General features: G+C 61.3%; 12 protein-coding genes, 1 tRNA gene and 1 pseudogene. 8 read left to right on the forward strand and 6 right to left on the reverse strand.

All coding sequences use genetic code 11. The features are described from left to right. The 4 genes and pseudogenes from DY468_RS24810 to DY468_RS18335 form a co-directional block, all read left to right on the forward strand. Nucleotides 1-103 (forward strand): annotated as a pseudogene (locus DY468_RS24810) (chemotaxis protein CheW); the annotation flags it as partial. Nucleotides 104-156: 53 nt separating this feature from the next. Further along, nucleotides 157-1,032, forward strand: coding sequence for a CheR family methyltransferase (locus DY468_RS18325; RefSeq protein ID WP_164606226.1), 876 nt, complete (start codon nucleotides 157-159; stop codon nucleotides 1,030-1,032). A gap of 71 nt (nucleotides 1,033-1,103) precedes the next feature. Beyond that, entirely contained in the window at nucleotides 1,104-1,355 is a 252-nt protein-coding gene (locus DY468_RS18330) for a PilZ domain-containing protein (RefSeq protein WP_205512516.1), read from the forward strand. 210 nt (nucleotides 1,356-1,565) lie between these two features. Beyond that, entirely contained in the window at nucleotides 1,566-2,810 is a 1,245-nt protein-coding gene (locus DY468_RS18335; protein WP_164606228.1) for an EAL domain-containing response regulator, read from the forward strand. 30 nt (nucleotides 2,811-2,840) lie between these two features. Here DY468_RS18335 and DY468_RS18340 read toward each other — a convergent pair whose 3' ends face one another. After that, nucleotides 2,841-5,429, reverse strand: a complete 2,589-nt coding sequence (locus DY468_RS18340) for a hybrid sensor histidine kinase/response regulator (protein WP_164606229.1) — start codon at nucleotides 5,427-5,429, stop codon at nucleotides 2,841-2,843. Between the two features lie 442 nt (nucleotides 5,430-5,871). On the opposite strand from DY468_RS18340, the gene DY468_RS18345 reads away from it, so the two are divergent. After that, the gene (locus DY468_RS18345; RefSeq protein WP_110784579.1) at nucleotides 5,872-6,498 is read left to right on the forward strand and encodes a response regulator transcription factor; all 627 of its coding nucleotides are present in this window, start codon (nucleotides 5,872-5,874) and stop codon (nucleotides 6,496-6,498) included. A gap of 62 nt (nucleotides 6,499-6,560) precedes the next feature. Here DY468_RS18345 and DY468_RS18350 read toward each other — a convergent pair whose 3' ends face one another. Further along, on the reverse strand, nucleotides 6,561-7,343 hold the full coding sequence (locus DY468_RS18350) for an SDR family oxidoreductase (RefSeq protein ID WP_012495252.1): 783 nt from the start codon (nucleotides 7,341-7,343) through the stop codon (nucleotides 6,561-6,563). Between the two features lie 108 nt (nucleotides 7,344-7,451). Here DY468_RS18350 and DY468_RS18355 point away from each other — a divergent pair, with 108 nt between their 5' ends. Both DY468_RS18355 and DY468_RS18360 read left to right on the forward strand, forming a co-directional pair. Next, on the forward strand, nucleotides 7,452-8,213 hold the full coding sequence (locus DY468_RS18355; protein WP_164606230.1) for an SDR family NAD(P)-dependent oxidoreductase: 762 nt from the start codon (nucleotides 7,452-7,454) through the stop codon (nucleotides 8,211-8,213). Nucleotides 8,214-8,250: 37 nt separating this feature from the next. Continuing rightward, nucleotides 8,251-8,955, forward strand: a complete 705-nt coding sequence (locus DY468_RS18360; RefSeq protein WP_164606231.1) for a RipA family octameric membrane protein — start codon at nucleotides 8,251-8,253, stop codon at nucleotides 8,953-8,955. A 29-nt stretch (nucleotides 8,956-8,984) separates the two neighbouring features. On the opposite strand, the gene DY468_RS18365 is transcribed toward DY468_RS18360, so the two are convergent. Both DY468_RS18365 and DY468_RS18370 read right to left on the reverse strand, forming a co-directional pair. Beyond that, complete coding sequence (locus DY468_RS18365) at nucleotides 8,985-10,589, reverse strand: GMC family oxidoreductase (protein ID WP_164606232.1); 1,605 nt, start codon at nucleotides 10,587-10,589, stop codon at nucleotides 8,985-8,987. A 71-nt stretch (nucleotides 10,590-10,660) separates the two neighbouring features. Continuing rightward, nucleotides 10,661-12,094, reverse strand: a complete 1,434-nt coding sequence (locus DY468_RS18370; RefSeq protein ID WP_164606233.1) for a coniferyl aldehyde dehydrogenase — start codon at nucleotides 12,092-12,094, stop codon at nucleotides 10,661-10,663. 288 nt (nucleotides 12,095-12,382) lie between these two features. Here DY468_RS18370 and DY468_RS18375 point away from each other — a divergent pair. Beyond that, nucleotides 12,383-12,459: transfer RNA gene (locus DY468_RS18375), tRNA-Met, on the forward strand. A 424-nt stretch (nucleotides 12,460-12,883) separates the two neighbouring features. Here DY468_RS18375 and DY468_RS18380 read toward each other — a convergent pair. Continuing rightward, the gene (locus DY468_RS18380; RefSeq protein ID WP_205512514.1) at nucleotides 12,884-13,861 is read right to left on the reverse strand and encodes an SGNH/GDSL hydrolase family protein; all 978 of its coding nucleotides are present in this window, start codon (nucleotides 13,859-13,861) and stop codon (nucleotides 12,884-12,886) included. A gap of 2 nt (nucleotides 13,862-13,863) precedes the next feature. Continuing rightward, nucleotides 13,864-15,270: an MBOAT family O-acyltransferase gene (locus DY468_RS18385; RefSeq protein ID WP_164606235.1), complete on the reverse strand. Its 1,407-nt coding sequence runs from the start codon at nucleotides 15,268-15,270 to the stop codon at nucleotides 13,864-13,866. Nucleotides 15,271-15,552: the final 282 nt, after the last annotated feature.

Raw genomic sequence — 15,552 nt, forward strand, 5'->3', positions numbered from 1 at the left:
GGCATCCTTCGCCAACGGCGTCCATCGCCTCGACGGACAGCTCATGGTCGTCCTCGACGTCGACAAAGTCCTCGAAATCGCAAACCAACGTATCGCTGCATGACCTAACGCGCGACGAACCAGTTCACCGCTCACGCTCTGTCCGGGAAAAAACGCATGACGCCGCTCGATTACGAGTATCTGCAGAAACTGCTGAAAGACCGTTCAGGCCTGGTGTTGTCGGCTGACAAGAAATACCTGCTCGAAAGCCGGCTGCTGCCGCTTGCCCGCAAGTCCGGCGTGCCGGGCATCACCGATCTGGTGCAGAAGATGAAGGCCGGCTCGGAGGCGTTGATCCACGACGTCGTCGAAGCGATGACCACCAACGAGACGTTCTTCTTCCGCGACAAGACGCCGTTCGATCACTTCAAGGACAGCGTGATCCCGGAGCTGATCAAGGCGCGCGCAGGTCGCAAGTCGCTGCGGATCTGGTGCGCGGCGTCGTCCACCGGACAGGAGCCGTATTCGCTGGCGATGCTGCTCAAGGAGAAGGCCGCCGAGCTCGCCGGCTGGCGCATCGAGATCATCGCCACCGATCTGTCGCCCGAGGTGCTGGAAAAGTCCAAGGCCGGCCTCTACACCCAGTTCGAGGTGCAGCGCGGTCTGCCGATCCAGCTTCTGGTCAAGTACTTCAAGCAGGTCGGCACGATGTGGCAGCTCAATGCCGACGTTCGTTCAATGGTGCAGTATCGGCAATTCAACCTGCTGCAGGACTTCGGTGCGCTCGGCAAGTTCGATGTGATCTTCTGCCGCAACGTGCTGATCTATTTCGATCAGGCGACGAAGTCGGATATCTTCAACCGGCTGCAGCGCGCCACCGAGCCGGACGGCTATCTGTTCCTCGGCGCCGCCGAAACCGTGGTCGGCCTCACCGATGCCTACCGGATCTGCCCGAAACGACGCGGCGTGTATCTGCCGAACACCGGTGCTGCAGCGGCCAATCCGAGTCTCGCCGCGGCCAGCCTGCGTGCGGGAGCCCTGACGGGTCGATAAAGGAGACCGAGGTGGCGTCCGAGACCGGGGCCGAGCGGGTATCGTTCGGACGAGGCTACAACGTCTGGATCATGGGGATCGACGGCACTTGGCGGCGCAACTGCGTCCTCAAGGCGGTGTCCAGCGTCGATGCCGAGCTCGAATTGGAAGGCTCGATCGAAGGGTTGAACTTGAAGGAGTTCTTCCTTTTGCTGTCGTCCACCGGGCTCGCCTATCGGCGCTGCGAGCTGGTCCGCGTCAACGGTTCCGAGATCGACGTCCGCTTTCTCAGCACGCGCAGCAAGAACAGCAAATCGCCGGTTCGCGACGACCGTGCCGATTGACTTTTGACGACAATGCCAACGATCGGTGTAGGAGATTGCTAACGACTTCCCCGCTCTTCGCGCGAGTCCGACGTCTGCGAACACATCGTTCAATAGTCGAGTGGTAACGTCGGTTCGCGCTCTGGTTGGCGCCCGCGCCGTTCGGCAGACGAGCGGAGCGGCGGTGTCGAGCGAGACCGCGCCAGGATGATCCCAACACGAGCCATCGCGATGCAAGATCGAACCTCCTCCGACCCGGCGATCGATGTCTTGGTCGTCGACGATGATCCGCTGCAGGGCGCGATCATCAGCGGCGTCTGTATCAAGCTGGGCTATCGGCCGCATTTCGCTGCATCCTATCAGGAGGCTGCCGATCGGCTCGCGGCCGACCGCTACGACTACGTCACGATCGACCTGTCGCTGGGCGACCACGACGGCATCGAATTGTTGCGCTTGATCGCCGACCACGACACCAAGCCCCGACGGATCATCGTGATCAGCGGGTGCGACCAGCGGATTCTCAACGCAACGGTTCGGATGGCGCATGCCGTCGGCATGCTCGACACCGTGTCGCTGCCGAAGCCGATCGATCTGACGCTGCTGCGGAGCGCACTGTCGACGCTCCCTGAATCTGCCGCGTTGCGCCGCCGGTCGGACGCCGGAGCTGCATGCATCACCACAGCCGATCTGTCGCGTGGCATCGACAACGGCGAAGTCTATGCCGCGTTCCAGCCGAAGATCGATCTGGCGAGTGGCAAGGTGATCGGCTGCGAAGCGCTGGCGCGCTGGGACAGCCCGACCTTCGGCGCGGTGGGCCCGGATCTCTTCATTCCGCTCGCCGAGCAGGGCGGCCTGATCAAGGCGATCACCTTCAGCATGCTGCGCGACGCCATGCGGTTCGCTGCTGCGTTCATTGCCACAGAGCCGCGGTTCGTCGTCGCGGTCAATCTGTCGGCGTCTCTTTTGTCCGACACCTCTCTGCCGGAGGAGATCGAGCACCTGCTCGCCGAGATCGGCGTGCCGGCGCGGGCCCTGATGGTCGAAATCACCGAAACCACGGCGATGGCGGATGTCGGGCGCGCGATGGACGTGCTGCTGCGGCTTCGTCTGAAAGGGGTCGGCATCTCGATGGACGATTTCGGCACCGGCTATTCGTCGCTCTCTGCATTGGCGCGGATGCCGTTCAGCGAGCTGAAGATCGACCGGTCCTTCGTCAAGGACTGCCTGACCGACGCCGACATGTGGAAGATCGTCTCGTCTTCGGTCGCGATCGCACACCAGTACAACATGAAAGTGGTCGCCGAAGGCATCGAGGACACCGCCACCTGGCGCGCACTCGACGCACTCGGCTGCGACATCGGGCAGGGCTACGAATTCTCGCGCGCGCTGCCGCAGGACGCCTTCGTCGATTGGTATCGCGGCTGGACGGCGCGCCACCCTGGCGAGGCGGCGGCGATGCTGCAGCGCGGAGCCTGAACGCGGGTCTCCTGTCTTGCCGCGGCTCCTTCAGGCCAGCTCGACCAGTTCGTCGTCCGCGGCTGGTTCGCGATGGGCCGCCGCGAACGCATCCTTGATCCGGCCGGTCAGCTCCAGATAATCGGTCTGCGTCAGGTGCGGTGCAGCTTGTTCGAGCTCGCGCGCGAGCGCCGACAAGCGATCGAGGCCGAACGTGGCCGCCGCGCTCTTAAGGGAATGCGCCTCGCGCTCGATCCGGCGATGGTCGGTCGTGACCTCCAGCGTGTCGAACAGCGCGATCCGCGATGCGGTGTCGCGCACGAACACCGACAGAACTGCAAGGGTCGCATCCTTGCCGATCTCGTCGACCAGATGGCCGAACGCCTTCCGACCGACATAGAGCTGTCCCGCTCGCACGGTTTCCGGCGCATCCGCAGCACCTGCAGCCGGCGACGGAGGCGCCTTGATGACCGCCGCACCGGACGGCGGATGGGGCGCCCGAGCCGAGGGCGACAGCGGTGGTAGTGCGCGCAAGATCGCTTCCACCAGCGCCTTCTTCCGCACCGGTTTGGCGACATGATCGTTCATGCCGGCGGCGCGGCAGGCTGCAGCGTCCTCGGCGAAGGCGTTCGCCGTGAAGGCGATGATCGGCACCGCGGCGAGCGCGCCGCCGTGCGCGCGGATCGCGCGGGTGGCGTCGAGCCCGTCCATTTCCGGCATCCGCACGTCCATCAGGATCACGTCGTAGCTGAACCGCGTCGCCGCGGTGACTGCCTCGGTGCCGTCGCAGGCGGTGTTGGTCTGCACCCGAAATTCGCCGAGCATCTGCGTCGCGATGGTGCGGTTGGTCGGATTGTCGTCGACCACCAAGATCCGGAGCGGTCGACCGGCGGCCTCGATCCGCTCGCGGAATCGGGCGAATACGTCGTGGTCGTCCTGCTCCGGCGGGGCCGCATCGTTGGCGATCGGCAAGGTCAGCGAGAAGTGGAATTCCGAGCCCCGGCCCGGCGTCGACACCACGCCGATCTTGCCGCCCATCTGCTCGATCAGTCGTTTGCTGATTGCGAGGCCGAGACCCGAGCCGCCGAACCGCCGGCTGATCGAGCTGTCGGCCTGGACGAAATCCTTGAACAGGGATTCGATCTTGTCTGCGGCGATGCCGATCCCTGTATCGGCTACGATCCACCGCATCCGCGCGCTGGTCGAATCCCGTTCCACGCATTCGGTGGTGACCACGATCTCGCCGGTCGATGTGAACTTCACCGCATTGGAGAGCAGGTTCAGCAGGATCTGACGGATGCGGCCGGCATCGCCGGTCAGCGCATCGGGAATTTCGCCGCGCATCTGCTGGCGGATCACCAGCCCTTTGGCGACGGCACGCGGGCCGATCACGCTCAGCGTGTTGTCGATGATGCTGTGGGGCGCGAACGGAATCGGCTCCAAGCTGAGCCGGCCGGCCTCCAGCTTGGAGAAGTCGAGAATGTCGTCGAGGATCTGCAGCAGATTGTCGCCGGCGTCGTGAATGCTGGCCACCGCGTGGCGCTGCTCGGCGTCCAGGTTGGTCTCGAGCAGGTTGGTGGCGAGCCCGATCACCGCGTTCATCGGCGTTCGGATTTCGTGGCTCATCATCGCCACGAAGCTGGATTTGGCGGCGCTGGCCGCTTCGGCGGCCTCGGCGTAGAGATGCTGTTTGCCCCACCAGCGCGCGATCGCGACGCTGCCGGTGATGATCACCAGGGCGCTGATCAACGACATCGCGATCATCAGCATCGCCATGTTGTGCCAACTCTCCAGCGCGCTGTCCATCGGCTGCGTCACCCGCACCATGATCGGATAATTGGGCAGGACGCGCGTCACCTGCAGCACCGAGCCAACCTCCGCCGGCCTGGCCCCTCTGCCTCCGGCCGCCACGGCGATCCGTCCGCTGTCGGTCACTGCCTGGCCGATCCTGTCGGATGCCGGATAGCTGACCAGCAGCATGCCGTCGGAGCGCACCAGCGAAATTTCGGTGCCGCCACCATGCGTGGTCGCGGCGAAGAAGTTCTCGAAGTACTGCAGCGACAGCGCGCCGAGCAGCACGCCGACAAACGCATTGTCACCGGCGGTCACGCGCTGCGCCAGAAAGATGTTCCAGTTGCCGGAACTGCGGTTCCTTACCGGCGCGCTGATGAAGCTCGAAAGCGTCGGATCGCCGCTTAGCGCCCGGAAGTAATCGCGATCGGACACGTCGACGTCCGGAACCGGCCGGTCGCGAGAGAAGTTGACCAGCTTGCCGCCTTCGTCGATCAGGCCCACGGCCTCGACCTGCGGCATGCCGGTGATCTTTTCGCGGAGCAGCGCGCGGGTGCTGTGCTGCGACATTGTCTGCCGGTAGGAGTCGCTGTCGGTGACGCCGGCCCGCGCAACATAGTCGCGGATGCTCGACAGCAGCAGATCGACCGATTTGAACGAGCGGTCGGCTTCTTCCGCCAGCGTCAATGTGTAGCGCGACAGGTTGGTTTCGGCAGTTTGCAGCGTGGTTTCGCGCAGGTTGCTCAGAAAGATCAGATTGGTGCCCACGATGGTGATGATCAAGACCACCGTCGTCAGCCGCAGCGTCACCAGTGAGCGCTTCAGGTTGGGACGGGCCAGGGGCAGCATCGACGGGGCCCTGTCAACGATGCAAAGGCAAAACGGACGTAGGCCGACGCTCGGTGACGGAGGCAGACGCGAGCCGGCGGTGGCATCGCAGCCCCCCTGCGGCGGGGTTATCCACGCGTGGCGGTGCCAAAACCGAGGGTTTGCTTGCTCGAATCCGGCTCATAATGATATTCGGACCATTGTGGTTCTCAACCGTGGCGTGAAACGCGTCGAGCTTCTCGGTCGTATCTGACGGCGGTCTGCCTGATGGTATTCGGGCGTGCGGCGTTGAGGTTAGTTGTCAGTTAGTACTGGAGAGGCAGATAGCACCGCTGACCTCGCAAATTGCCGGATCACTATAACGGTTTGGTGCTGTCTTCGCGTTAACTTGGTTCCCCGTAGAACTACGGATTTCAGCCAAGCGGTGTGTTCCATTAAAGTTTTCTTACCGGGAGGTCGTGCAATGAACGAGCAATCATCGGGAGGAGAGGTTTTTGTCGTCGACGACGATCCGGCAGTGCGAGAAACTCTGTCGATTGTGCTGTCGGCGGCGGGCTATCAGGTGATCTGCTTCGCCGATGGTGAATCGCTTCTTGCGGTGGCGCGCAACCGCAGCCCCGCCTGCATCCTGCTGGACGTCCATATTCCCGGCCGGTCAGGGCTGGATATTCTCGCCGAGCTTCACGCCGAGGACTATCCGGCTCCGATATTCATGATCTCGGGGAAAGGCGATATCGCCATGGCGGTCAATGCCATCAAGAACGGTGCGCTCGATTTCATCGAGAAGCCGTTCCGCGGCAAGGAAATCGTGTCGCGCGTGGAGGAGGCGATCGAAGCGTTCTCGCGTCGCCGCGACGCCGGCCAGGCCAGCAAGGCGCCGTCCTACAACTTCCCCGGCAAGGAGCCGCTGACGCTGCGCGAGCGGGAGGTGCTGGAGCTGTTTTCTTCCGGCAACACCAACAAAGAGGCCGGACGCCAACTCGGGATTAGCCCGCGCACCATCGAATATCACCGCGCCAACATCATGAAGAAGCTCGGTGCACGTAACGCCACCGATCTGGTGCGGATCGTGATGACGGCCCAAAAGTAAGACGGGCCAGAGCCGGCACCGGCAGCGTCGCCGCTGCCGGCTCCGAGACGTTGGCGTGATCGTTACATCGTGCCCGGAAACGCGCCGCCGTCGAGCAGCAGGTTCTGGCCGGTGATGTAGCCGGCGTGGACGCTGCAGAGGAATGCGCAGGCTGCGCCGAATTCGTCCGGCGTGCCGAAGCGTCCCGCCGGGTTTTCGTTTTTCCGCGCTTCCAGGATCTGCTCGGCCGGCTTGCCGGACGCTTTGGCCTGACCGGCGGCGACGCCGCGCAGCCGATCGGTGTCGAACGGGCCGGGCAGCAGCGCATTGATGGTCACGTTGTGACGGACGGTCTTGCGAGACAGGCCTGCGACGAAGCCGGTCAGGCCCGAGCGCGCGCCGTTCGACAGGCCGAGCACATCGATCGGTGCCTTCACGGCGGCCGAGGTGATGTTGACGATGCGGCCGAACTTCCGTTCGATCATCTTGTCGACCGTCGCCTTGATCAGTTCGATCGGCGTCAGCATGTTGGCGTCGAGCGCCTTGATCCAGTCGTCGCGGGTCCAGTTGCGGAAGTCGCCGGGCGGCGGGCCGCCGGCATTGTTGATCAGGATGTCCGGCTCCGGGCAGGCCGCCAGCGCGGCGGCGCGGCCTTCCGGCGTGGTGATGTCGCCGGCGACCTCGATGATCTCGACATCGGGATAGGCCTTGCGCAGCTCCGCCGCGGCCTGCGCCAGCGCTTCGGCGCCGCGTGCAGTCATCGTCACATGCACGCCTTCGGCGGCGAGCGCCGCAGCGCAGCCGCGGCCCAGTCCCTTGCTCGATGCGCACACCAGCGCGCGGCGGCCCTTGATTCCCAGATCCACGTTTCACTCCCGGATGCATGGCGATGTCGATGCGGCCGGCACTCTAGCCATCCCGCTCCGGCATGGTAAGGGGAGGGCAACGCATAACGCATCAACGGGAAACGCGGCATGGATCAACTGTTCGACGTCAGCAACGAAGTCATTCTGGTCACGGGCGCATCGCAGGGGCTGGGCCGGCAATTCGCGCGTGTGCTCGCCGCGCGCGGCGCCGCGATCGTGCTGGCCGCGCGACAGATCGACAAGCTGCAGAGCCTGGAACAGGAGATCAAGGACAGCGGCGGCCGCGCCGTGGCGGTGCGGATGGATGTCACCGATCTCGGCGGGATGGCAGCTGCGCTCGATCAGGCCGAGGCCGCGCTCGGACCGATCACCGTGCTGATCAATAATGCCGGCGTCGCCACTGAGAAACTCGCGGTCGACACCAGCGAGGCGGATTGGGACAAGGTGATCGGCGCCAATCTGAAAGGCGCTTACTTCCTCGCCACCGAAGTCGCGCGGCGGATGATCGCGCGGCAGCAGGGCGGCAACATCGTCAACATCGCCTCGGTGCTCGGCCAGAGCGTGCTGAAATTCGTCTCGCCTTACGCGATCTCCAAGGCCGGCATCATCCAGGCCACCAAGGCGATGGCGCTGGAGCTCGCAAGCTCCCGCATCCGTGTCAACGCGCTGGCGCCGGGCTACATCGACACCGATATCAATCGTGAGCTGTGGGCGACGCCGGCCGGCGAGAAGCTGCTCAAGAGCATCCCGCAACGCCGCGTCGGCCACGAGTCCGACCTCGACGGCGCCATCCTGCTGCTCGCCTCCAACGCCTCGCGCTACATGACCGGCAGCGTGGTGACGGTGGATGGCGGGTTCTTGCTGGGGTAAGCTCGGTTCATTTAGATCATGCTGAGGAGCTTTCGCAGTGTCGGATCCAAATCTTCGCGATGTGTATTTCAGTAAGATCGATGTTGACCCGCGGAAAGAAACGTCGAAACTTGAGATAGCTCTCAATAGAGCATATGAGCAAAGGTCATTTGAGATAGAGCATCTTTGGAAACGCGGAGCTTTCTTCTGGGCGTTTCAGGCTGCCATTTTTACCGCTTCAGGTTTGCTTTGGCAGCATTCGGGCAGTCAGCGAAACCAAGCGATGCTCTTGGCACTCGCCGCCTTAGGCCTTTTGACGGCATTTGCGAACTCTCTGGTCGTACGAGGTTCGAAGTTCTGGCAAAATAACTGGGAGAAGCACATTGACATGCTTGAGAATGCTGTTGAGGGCCGCTTGTACAAGACCATATGGCTACGAAATGGAGGCCTAAGCTTTTCCGTATCGGGCCTTGGAAAGGTATTAGCGGATTTTTTCTCCTGTTTCTGGTTGTTTGCGCTACTATACAGCGGAATTTTGCTTCTGGACCTACTGCCAAAGGCTGATCTCAATCACTTGAAGTATCTCTTTGTAGCTGGCGTTGGATTGGCGACATTGTTGGGCCTCTCGCTACTTTGGAGAGAACAAACAGATTTTTCGGGGATACGATACACTGATCGCTGCCTGACGGGAGAAAAGTGGTCGGAGTTGAACCCAAGTAGCCCATCATTTATGGTTCGCGATGATCCTGTTCCAGAGAAGTGAATTCATTGTTCTGGCAGACTTGTCTCTCCTCAAATCGCCCGCATCTCCTCGCGGATCATGTCCGCCGCTTTCTCGCCGATCATGATGGTGGGGGCATTGGTGTTGCCGCCGATCAAAGTGGGCATCACCGAGGCGTCGACGATGCGCAAGCCGCCGATGCCTTGGACCTTGAGCCGGGGATCGACCACCGCCATCGGATCGCTGCCCATCTTGCAGGTGCCGACCGGGTGATACACCGTGTCGACGCGGGCGCGCAGAATGGCGCGGATATCGTCGTCGGTGCGGACGCTGGCGGTGAACAGATCCTTCTGCTGCAGCGCGCGTAGCGCCGGCGTCTCCATCAGCCGCTGCGTGGTCTTGTAGCCCGCCACCATGGTTTCGAGGTCCTCCGGATCGCCGAAGAAGTTCGGATCGATCCGCGGCGGTGCCAAGGGATCGGCGCTGCTGAGCCCGACGCTGCCGAGGCTCTTCGGGCGTAGCAGGCAGAAATGGCAGGAGAAGCCCGTGCCCCAATGCCGCTTGCGGCCGTGATCGTCGACCATCGCCATGCCGAAGTGCAGCTGGATGTCCGGCACGTCGAGGTCGGGCCGGGTCTTCAGGAAGCCGCCGCATTCGGCGAAGTTGGTGGTCAGCGGTCCACGTCCCTCACGGCGGTACTGACCGATCGTCGACAAGAGCCGCGCGATGCCGGTGAAACTGGTGCCGGTGAAATACGGGCTGTCCGACTGATAGGCGAAGATGAAGTCCGGGTGATCCTGCAGGTTCTGGCCGACGCCCGGCAGATGGTGCACCACGTCGATGCCGTGCGGCCTCAGCGCGGCGGCATCGCCGATGCCCGACAGCATCAGCAGCTGCGGCGATTGGAAGGCGCCGGACGCGAGGATGACTTCGCGGCGCGCGCGGATCTCTCGGAGCTGATCGTTCTGCCGATACGCGACGCCGACCGCGCGGCCGCCTTCGATCAGAATCCGGGTCGCCTGCGCGTCGGTTTCGACCCGCAGATTGCGGCGCGTGCCGATATGCGGATGGACATAGGCCCGCGCGGCGCTCCAGCGTTCGCCATTGTGCTGGGTGAGTTGATACAAGCCGAGGCCTTCCTGCTCCTCGCCGTTGAAATCGTCGCGGATGCGGAATTGCGCCTCGCGCGCCGCCTGCAGGAAGATCTCGTGTGCCGGATTGTCGGTCCGCAGCCGGTTGACGTGCAATGGTCCGCTCTGGCCGTGATAAGCGCCGTTGAAATCGGAGTTGTTTTCCGAGCGCTTGAAGTACGGCAGCACGTCGGCGTAGGACCAGCCGGCATTGCCGAGTTCGGCCCAATGGTCGTAGTCCCATTTGTGGCCGCGGATATAGACCATGGCGTTGATCGCCGACGAGCCGCCAAGCCCTTTGCCGCGCGGCTGATAGCCGACGCGGCCGTTGAGGCCGGGCTGCGGCACCGTCTCGAAATGCCAGTTGTTCAGCTTGCTCGGCACCATCAGCGACAGCGCATAGGGCGTCTTCACCACCCAGTTGTCGGCCGTGCCGCCGGCTTCGAGCAGAGCCACCGACGTGTTGGTGTCTTCCGACAAGCGACCGGCGACGGCGCAGCCGCCGGAGCCGCCGCCGACCACGACGAAATCCACTGTTTCGCTCATGCGCGTTTCCCTCCGCGATATTTGTCTTGTTGATTGCCGCCGGCTTCTTCGGCTGTGCGGGTCGTCTCTTGCTACGACATCAGGCGCAGCACCTTCGACAGCCGCGCGATCTTGCCGCCGTAGGGCGGATACAGATCGGCGAACCGGTTGTAGGGCGAGCGATAGAAGATCGGCTTCAGCTTGGTGAAGGTGTTGAAGCCCCATTCGCCGTGATAGGCGCCGGTGCCCGAGGCGCCGACGCCGCCCATCGGCTGGTTGGCTTGGGCGAAATGCACCAGGCAGTCGTTGATGGTGACACCGCCCGAGACGGTCCGCTCCAGCACCTGATCGCGCGCGGCTTCATCGGTGCCGAACCAATACAGCGCCAGCGGCCGGTCGCGGCCGTTGATGAAACTGATCGGCTCGGTCGGCTCGCCATAGCCGAGGATCGGCAGCAGCGGACCGAAGATCTCCTCCTGCATGATCTTCATCTCGGGCGTGGCGCCGAGCACGAGGGTCGGGGGGAATTTGCGCTTGCCGGCCCACGCCGCCTCATCCGCGGACGCCGGTTGCAGCAGCCGCGCGCCGCGGGCGACAGCATCGTCGACCAGGCTCTTCAACCGCGCGTAGTGGTGCTCGGCGATGATCGAGGTGTAGTCCGGATTGGCCGGGTCGGTGCCCCACATCTGTTGCATCGCGCCCCAGATCTTGCCGGCGAGCGCTTCGACCCGGTCCTGCGGCGCCAGCACGTAGTCGGGCGCGATGCAGGTCTGTCCGGCGTTCATCAGCTTGGCATAGGCGATCCGCGGCGCCACCTCGTCGAGATCGGCGGAGCGGTCGACGATGGTCGGCGACTTGCCGCCGAGTTCGAGCGTGACCGGGGTGAGGTTCTTGCCCGCCTCCGCCGCGACGATGCGGCCGACCCGGGTCGACCCGGTGAACATCAGATGATCGAACGGCAGCCGCGCGAACGCCTCGGCGACGCCGGGCTCGATTCCCGTCACCATCATCTCGCTGGCATCGAACTTGGCCGCGACGGTCTCCTGCAGCAGCGCCGTGAAGTGCGGCGACAGCTCGCTCGGCTTGATCATCACCCGGTTGCCGGCGGCGATCGCGCCGATCGCCGGCGCGACGGTGAGCTGCAGCGGATAATTCCACGGTGCGATCACCCCGATCACGCCGAGCGGCTGTGGCAGCAGCCGGTTCTTGCCCGGCAGGAACTGGAGCTGGGTCGACACCTTGCGCGGTGCCATCCAGCGCTTGAGATGCCGCGAGGTGTGCTTGATGTCGCCGAGCAGGCTGAGCGTCTCGGCGATCAGCGTCTCGGTCGCGCTGCGGTGACCGAAATCGGCACAGATCGCCTGTTCGAATCGTTTCTCGTTGTCCTTGATCAGCGCCCGCAGCCGGGCGAGCCGGTCCTGGCGCTGCTCCAGCGTCGGCGGCGGTTCGGCCCGCGAGATCTCGAACATGCGATGAAAGCTGTCGTGGAGCGCATTGCCCCCGAAACCGCCGACCGGCTGGTCCATCTTTCGCTCCCTGCGAGGCCCGTTTGGTTCGAGAATGGGCTGATTTTGGCGAAGTGTCGCAGGGGAAAGGCGATCCGGCAACCACACCCGGTTCCGTCCGTCATATAATCTTGAAAATCTTCGTCCAAATCCTCCCTTGGGGCTTTGCAAATCCCCGCAGGGTTGGTAGACACCCCTCGCGCCCCGGGCATTCGCCCCGGGCACCTTCTCAGGAAGCCTCCGGGAGGATCGATCAGCGCTTTTGGGCGTTGATGGTCATTGGTTTTCTGAAAGCCGCGCAAGGTTTAACGCGGGGTGGAGCAGCCCGGTAGCTCGTCAGGCTCATAACCTGAAGGTCATAGGTTCAAATCCTATCCCCGCAACCAACGCTTCTACGGTCTTCGGATCTTCGGATCCCGCCGTAGCTTCGGTCAGACCCAGCAAGGTCGCTCATTGCCCGTGGACTTCCTGGTCCACGGGCTTTTTGCGTCCGGTGGGGTGCGATGTGGATCGATGATCTCCAGGGGGCGCCGCGAAGGCGCGGTCGTGGTGCTCGGGATCTCCCGTGCCAGCCCCTGCTTTAGCTTGCCGGTGCAGGCGCCGAGCTGCCCTGCGGCCTGCAAATGCATCGTCAGCGGCGGCGCGGCATTGCTTGCTGCTTAGCTTCCAGCGCGTCGCGCTCCGCTTCTTGCGTCGCCCGGCGCTGCAATGCGTTTGCGCCAGATCAAAAGTGGCAACCTTGGGATATTACGAATGTCACATACTGCATTTTGCGTTGAAGGTGGTTGGGTGTGGTCGTGTGTTAGCCAATTATCTATCTGGTCGATATTTTTGTTCATTCTGCAAAATTTGAGCATTTGGCATCAAGATCGGATGGGCGAACTCTCCGAACCTCTTTGCTCCTGCTAAACTCATATGATCCTCGTTCCAGAAGTCTGCTGCGTCGTCTGAGAACCGGGAGAAATCGAAATACGTCAATCCGAACCTAGCGCATGCCGCGTCTATGTACTGACGCGTCTCTTTCCACGTCCCAGCAGAGATTGCTTCTCTCAAAGTGGGGAACATCGGAGTTGTGACGAGTATGACCTTGATTCCATGCGACTGCGCTTCTTGGATCAACAGGTTAAAGAAGTAGTCAAAGTTTGGGTGAACATGAAGGGTCTCGGTTGATCGTGAAATTGGTGATGGAAATGTCTTGTCGGGAATTAGATTGTACGAGAAACCGTTATCCTGGATTTTGAAGTGAAGCCGTTCAGGGTCTGGTGAGATCGAGCCTCCTTCGGTGTAGCGAAGGGCGAGCCAAGGGATGTCCCGTCGATATTCACCTGCCAGCTGAGTGAGGAGCGGGAGCTGGTAGTTAATTCTGCTATCCCTGAAGGTGCGTGCGTCTTCCGGCGAGATGTAATCTCGATAATAGAAGATCGGATTTGCCGTGCCCTTGTGAACCATAAGTGGCGGGTTCATCTCGAGGAATATCTGCCGCGGCTTGTTAGTCGATTGTCTCAGAACGATGCGGAGTCTGAGCCATTCCTCCGCGATTGCTTCGCCGCGCCAGGCCAAATTATAGAATTGCGGATCATCGATATTCAGGCTCATGTTCATCTGAGATGATCCGAGCGCGACGTAGGCCCGTGGTGACCGCAAATATGCATCGAGATGTACCCGTCGAGGTTCATGTTCGGGTATGATGATGTGGCGGTGAAAGAGTTCCGCGCCGAGCACCACACCCCCAACGAACAGAATGAGGGTGGCAAGCAACAAGGCGGTAAAGGCACGTTGATGCGGCATGCTCAAAAATTGAAATAAAGGAACGGCGGCGGCGCGTTCACGTAGACGGCGAAGATGACGGCGGCCGCCGTGCCAACGCCGAGAGCGGGGATATGCCAATAGGCTGGGCGATAGCGAGACATAATTTCTGATGTATTTGGAAAAGCAAAGCAGATCACGGCGCAGAGAGCGGCAAATGGAATCCACTTGGCGTCGAGAACCCGTCGCGAGCCGATGAAGGCGTGAGGGTCCGCCAAAACACTTTTCCAAACGTGTGGATCGTGCATCGCCTTAAGCACCATCCATGCCTCTGTGACGGTTGTTGCCCTAAAAAACACCCACCCGACGACAACGAACCAGAAGGTCAGAATGATTCCCAGTGGCCCAGGCAGGCGGAATCTCGCTTTCTGGAATGCGCGATGAACGCATAATGCTGTCCCATGAAGTAAGCCCCAGATCACGAAAGTCCAGGCAGCGCCGTGCCATATGCCACCTATCACGAACGTTGCCATTAGATTGAGGTAGACGCGCCGGTGCCCCCCGCCCAGGGGAATGTAGATGTAGTCTCGTAAAAATCTGCCAAGCGTGATGTGCCAGCGCCGCCAGAATTCCTGAATGTTCGCCGACTTGTATGGAGATAGAAAATTCTGAGGGAGTGTAATGTTAAACATCATTGCACTTCCCATGCCCATGTCGATGAAACCGGAAAAATCAAAGTAAAGCTGAAAAGTATAACTTAGTGCGGTGCACCATGCGTCAAATGGACCGATGGTGGTTTGGGAGAAGCCGAAGTTCGCGTAAATGCCCATGCCGTCGGCAATCAGCAATTTCTTGATGAAGCCGATGCAGAATAGGACTATTCCAGTATTAAAGTTCGAAATATTGAATGAACGCCGCGCCGGATCGTCAAATTGCGGCATCATTTCTGCATGATGTACTATTGGGCCGGCAATCAGCTGAGGAAAGAAGGTGACGAATAAGGCGAAGTTTAGGGTCGTTGGTCTAGGTACTCGTTGCTTATAGACATCAACTAACAGCGCAATCTTTTGGAACGTGAAGAACGAAATTCCTAGCGGTAAGAATAGCTCGAGAGGGGCGATGTCAAGTCCGAGGAGATTGAGGTTCTCAATTGCGAAGTTTGCATACTTGAAGAAAGCCAAAAGGCTGACGTTGAATAAGAGTCCAGTAATGAGCGCCGCACGACGATGTTTCTGGTAGCGAAAGAGTGTATCGACGATGCATAAATTGACTACGATCGAAGCAAGAAGAACAGGGATGCTTGATAGATTCCATAGTCCATAGAAGATCAGAGAGCCCGCGATCAGCGTCAATTTTGCTGCGGCGTTACCGAGGTTTTGCCGCGTCACAAAGAACAGAATCAACGTCAACGGGAGAAAGACTAGGCAATAGTCGGGCGAAAAATAGAGCATTTATAAAAATCATGATTACCGACCGCGGCGTTTTGCCTGTCGCTGAGTGGTTAGTTATGGCGAAATCTGCGCAGGTGCCAACACCGACGATAGGCCAAAAGATCGGCCAAATCTGTTCTTTGGCTACGTTCGTGTCAGCTATATCATCAATGTGTTGCTGAGAGTCGTAAACGGCCAAATCGGCGGCGTCGCCCATCGCGACGATCGCAAATCCAGCGGATAGGTGATTACTTTGGTCGGTGACGCAATTGCTTGTGTGCTGTTTGCGCGTGCGCGATGGAG

It is taken from the genome of Rhodopseudomonas sp. BR0M22 (assembly GCF_010907035.1).
Lineage (GTDB): Bacteria > Pseudomonadota > Alphaproteobacteria > Rhizobiales > Xanthobacteraceae > Rhodopseudomonas.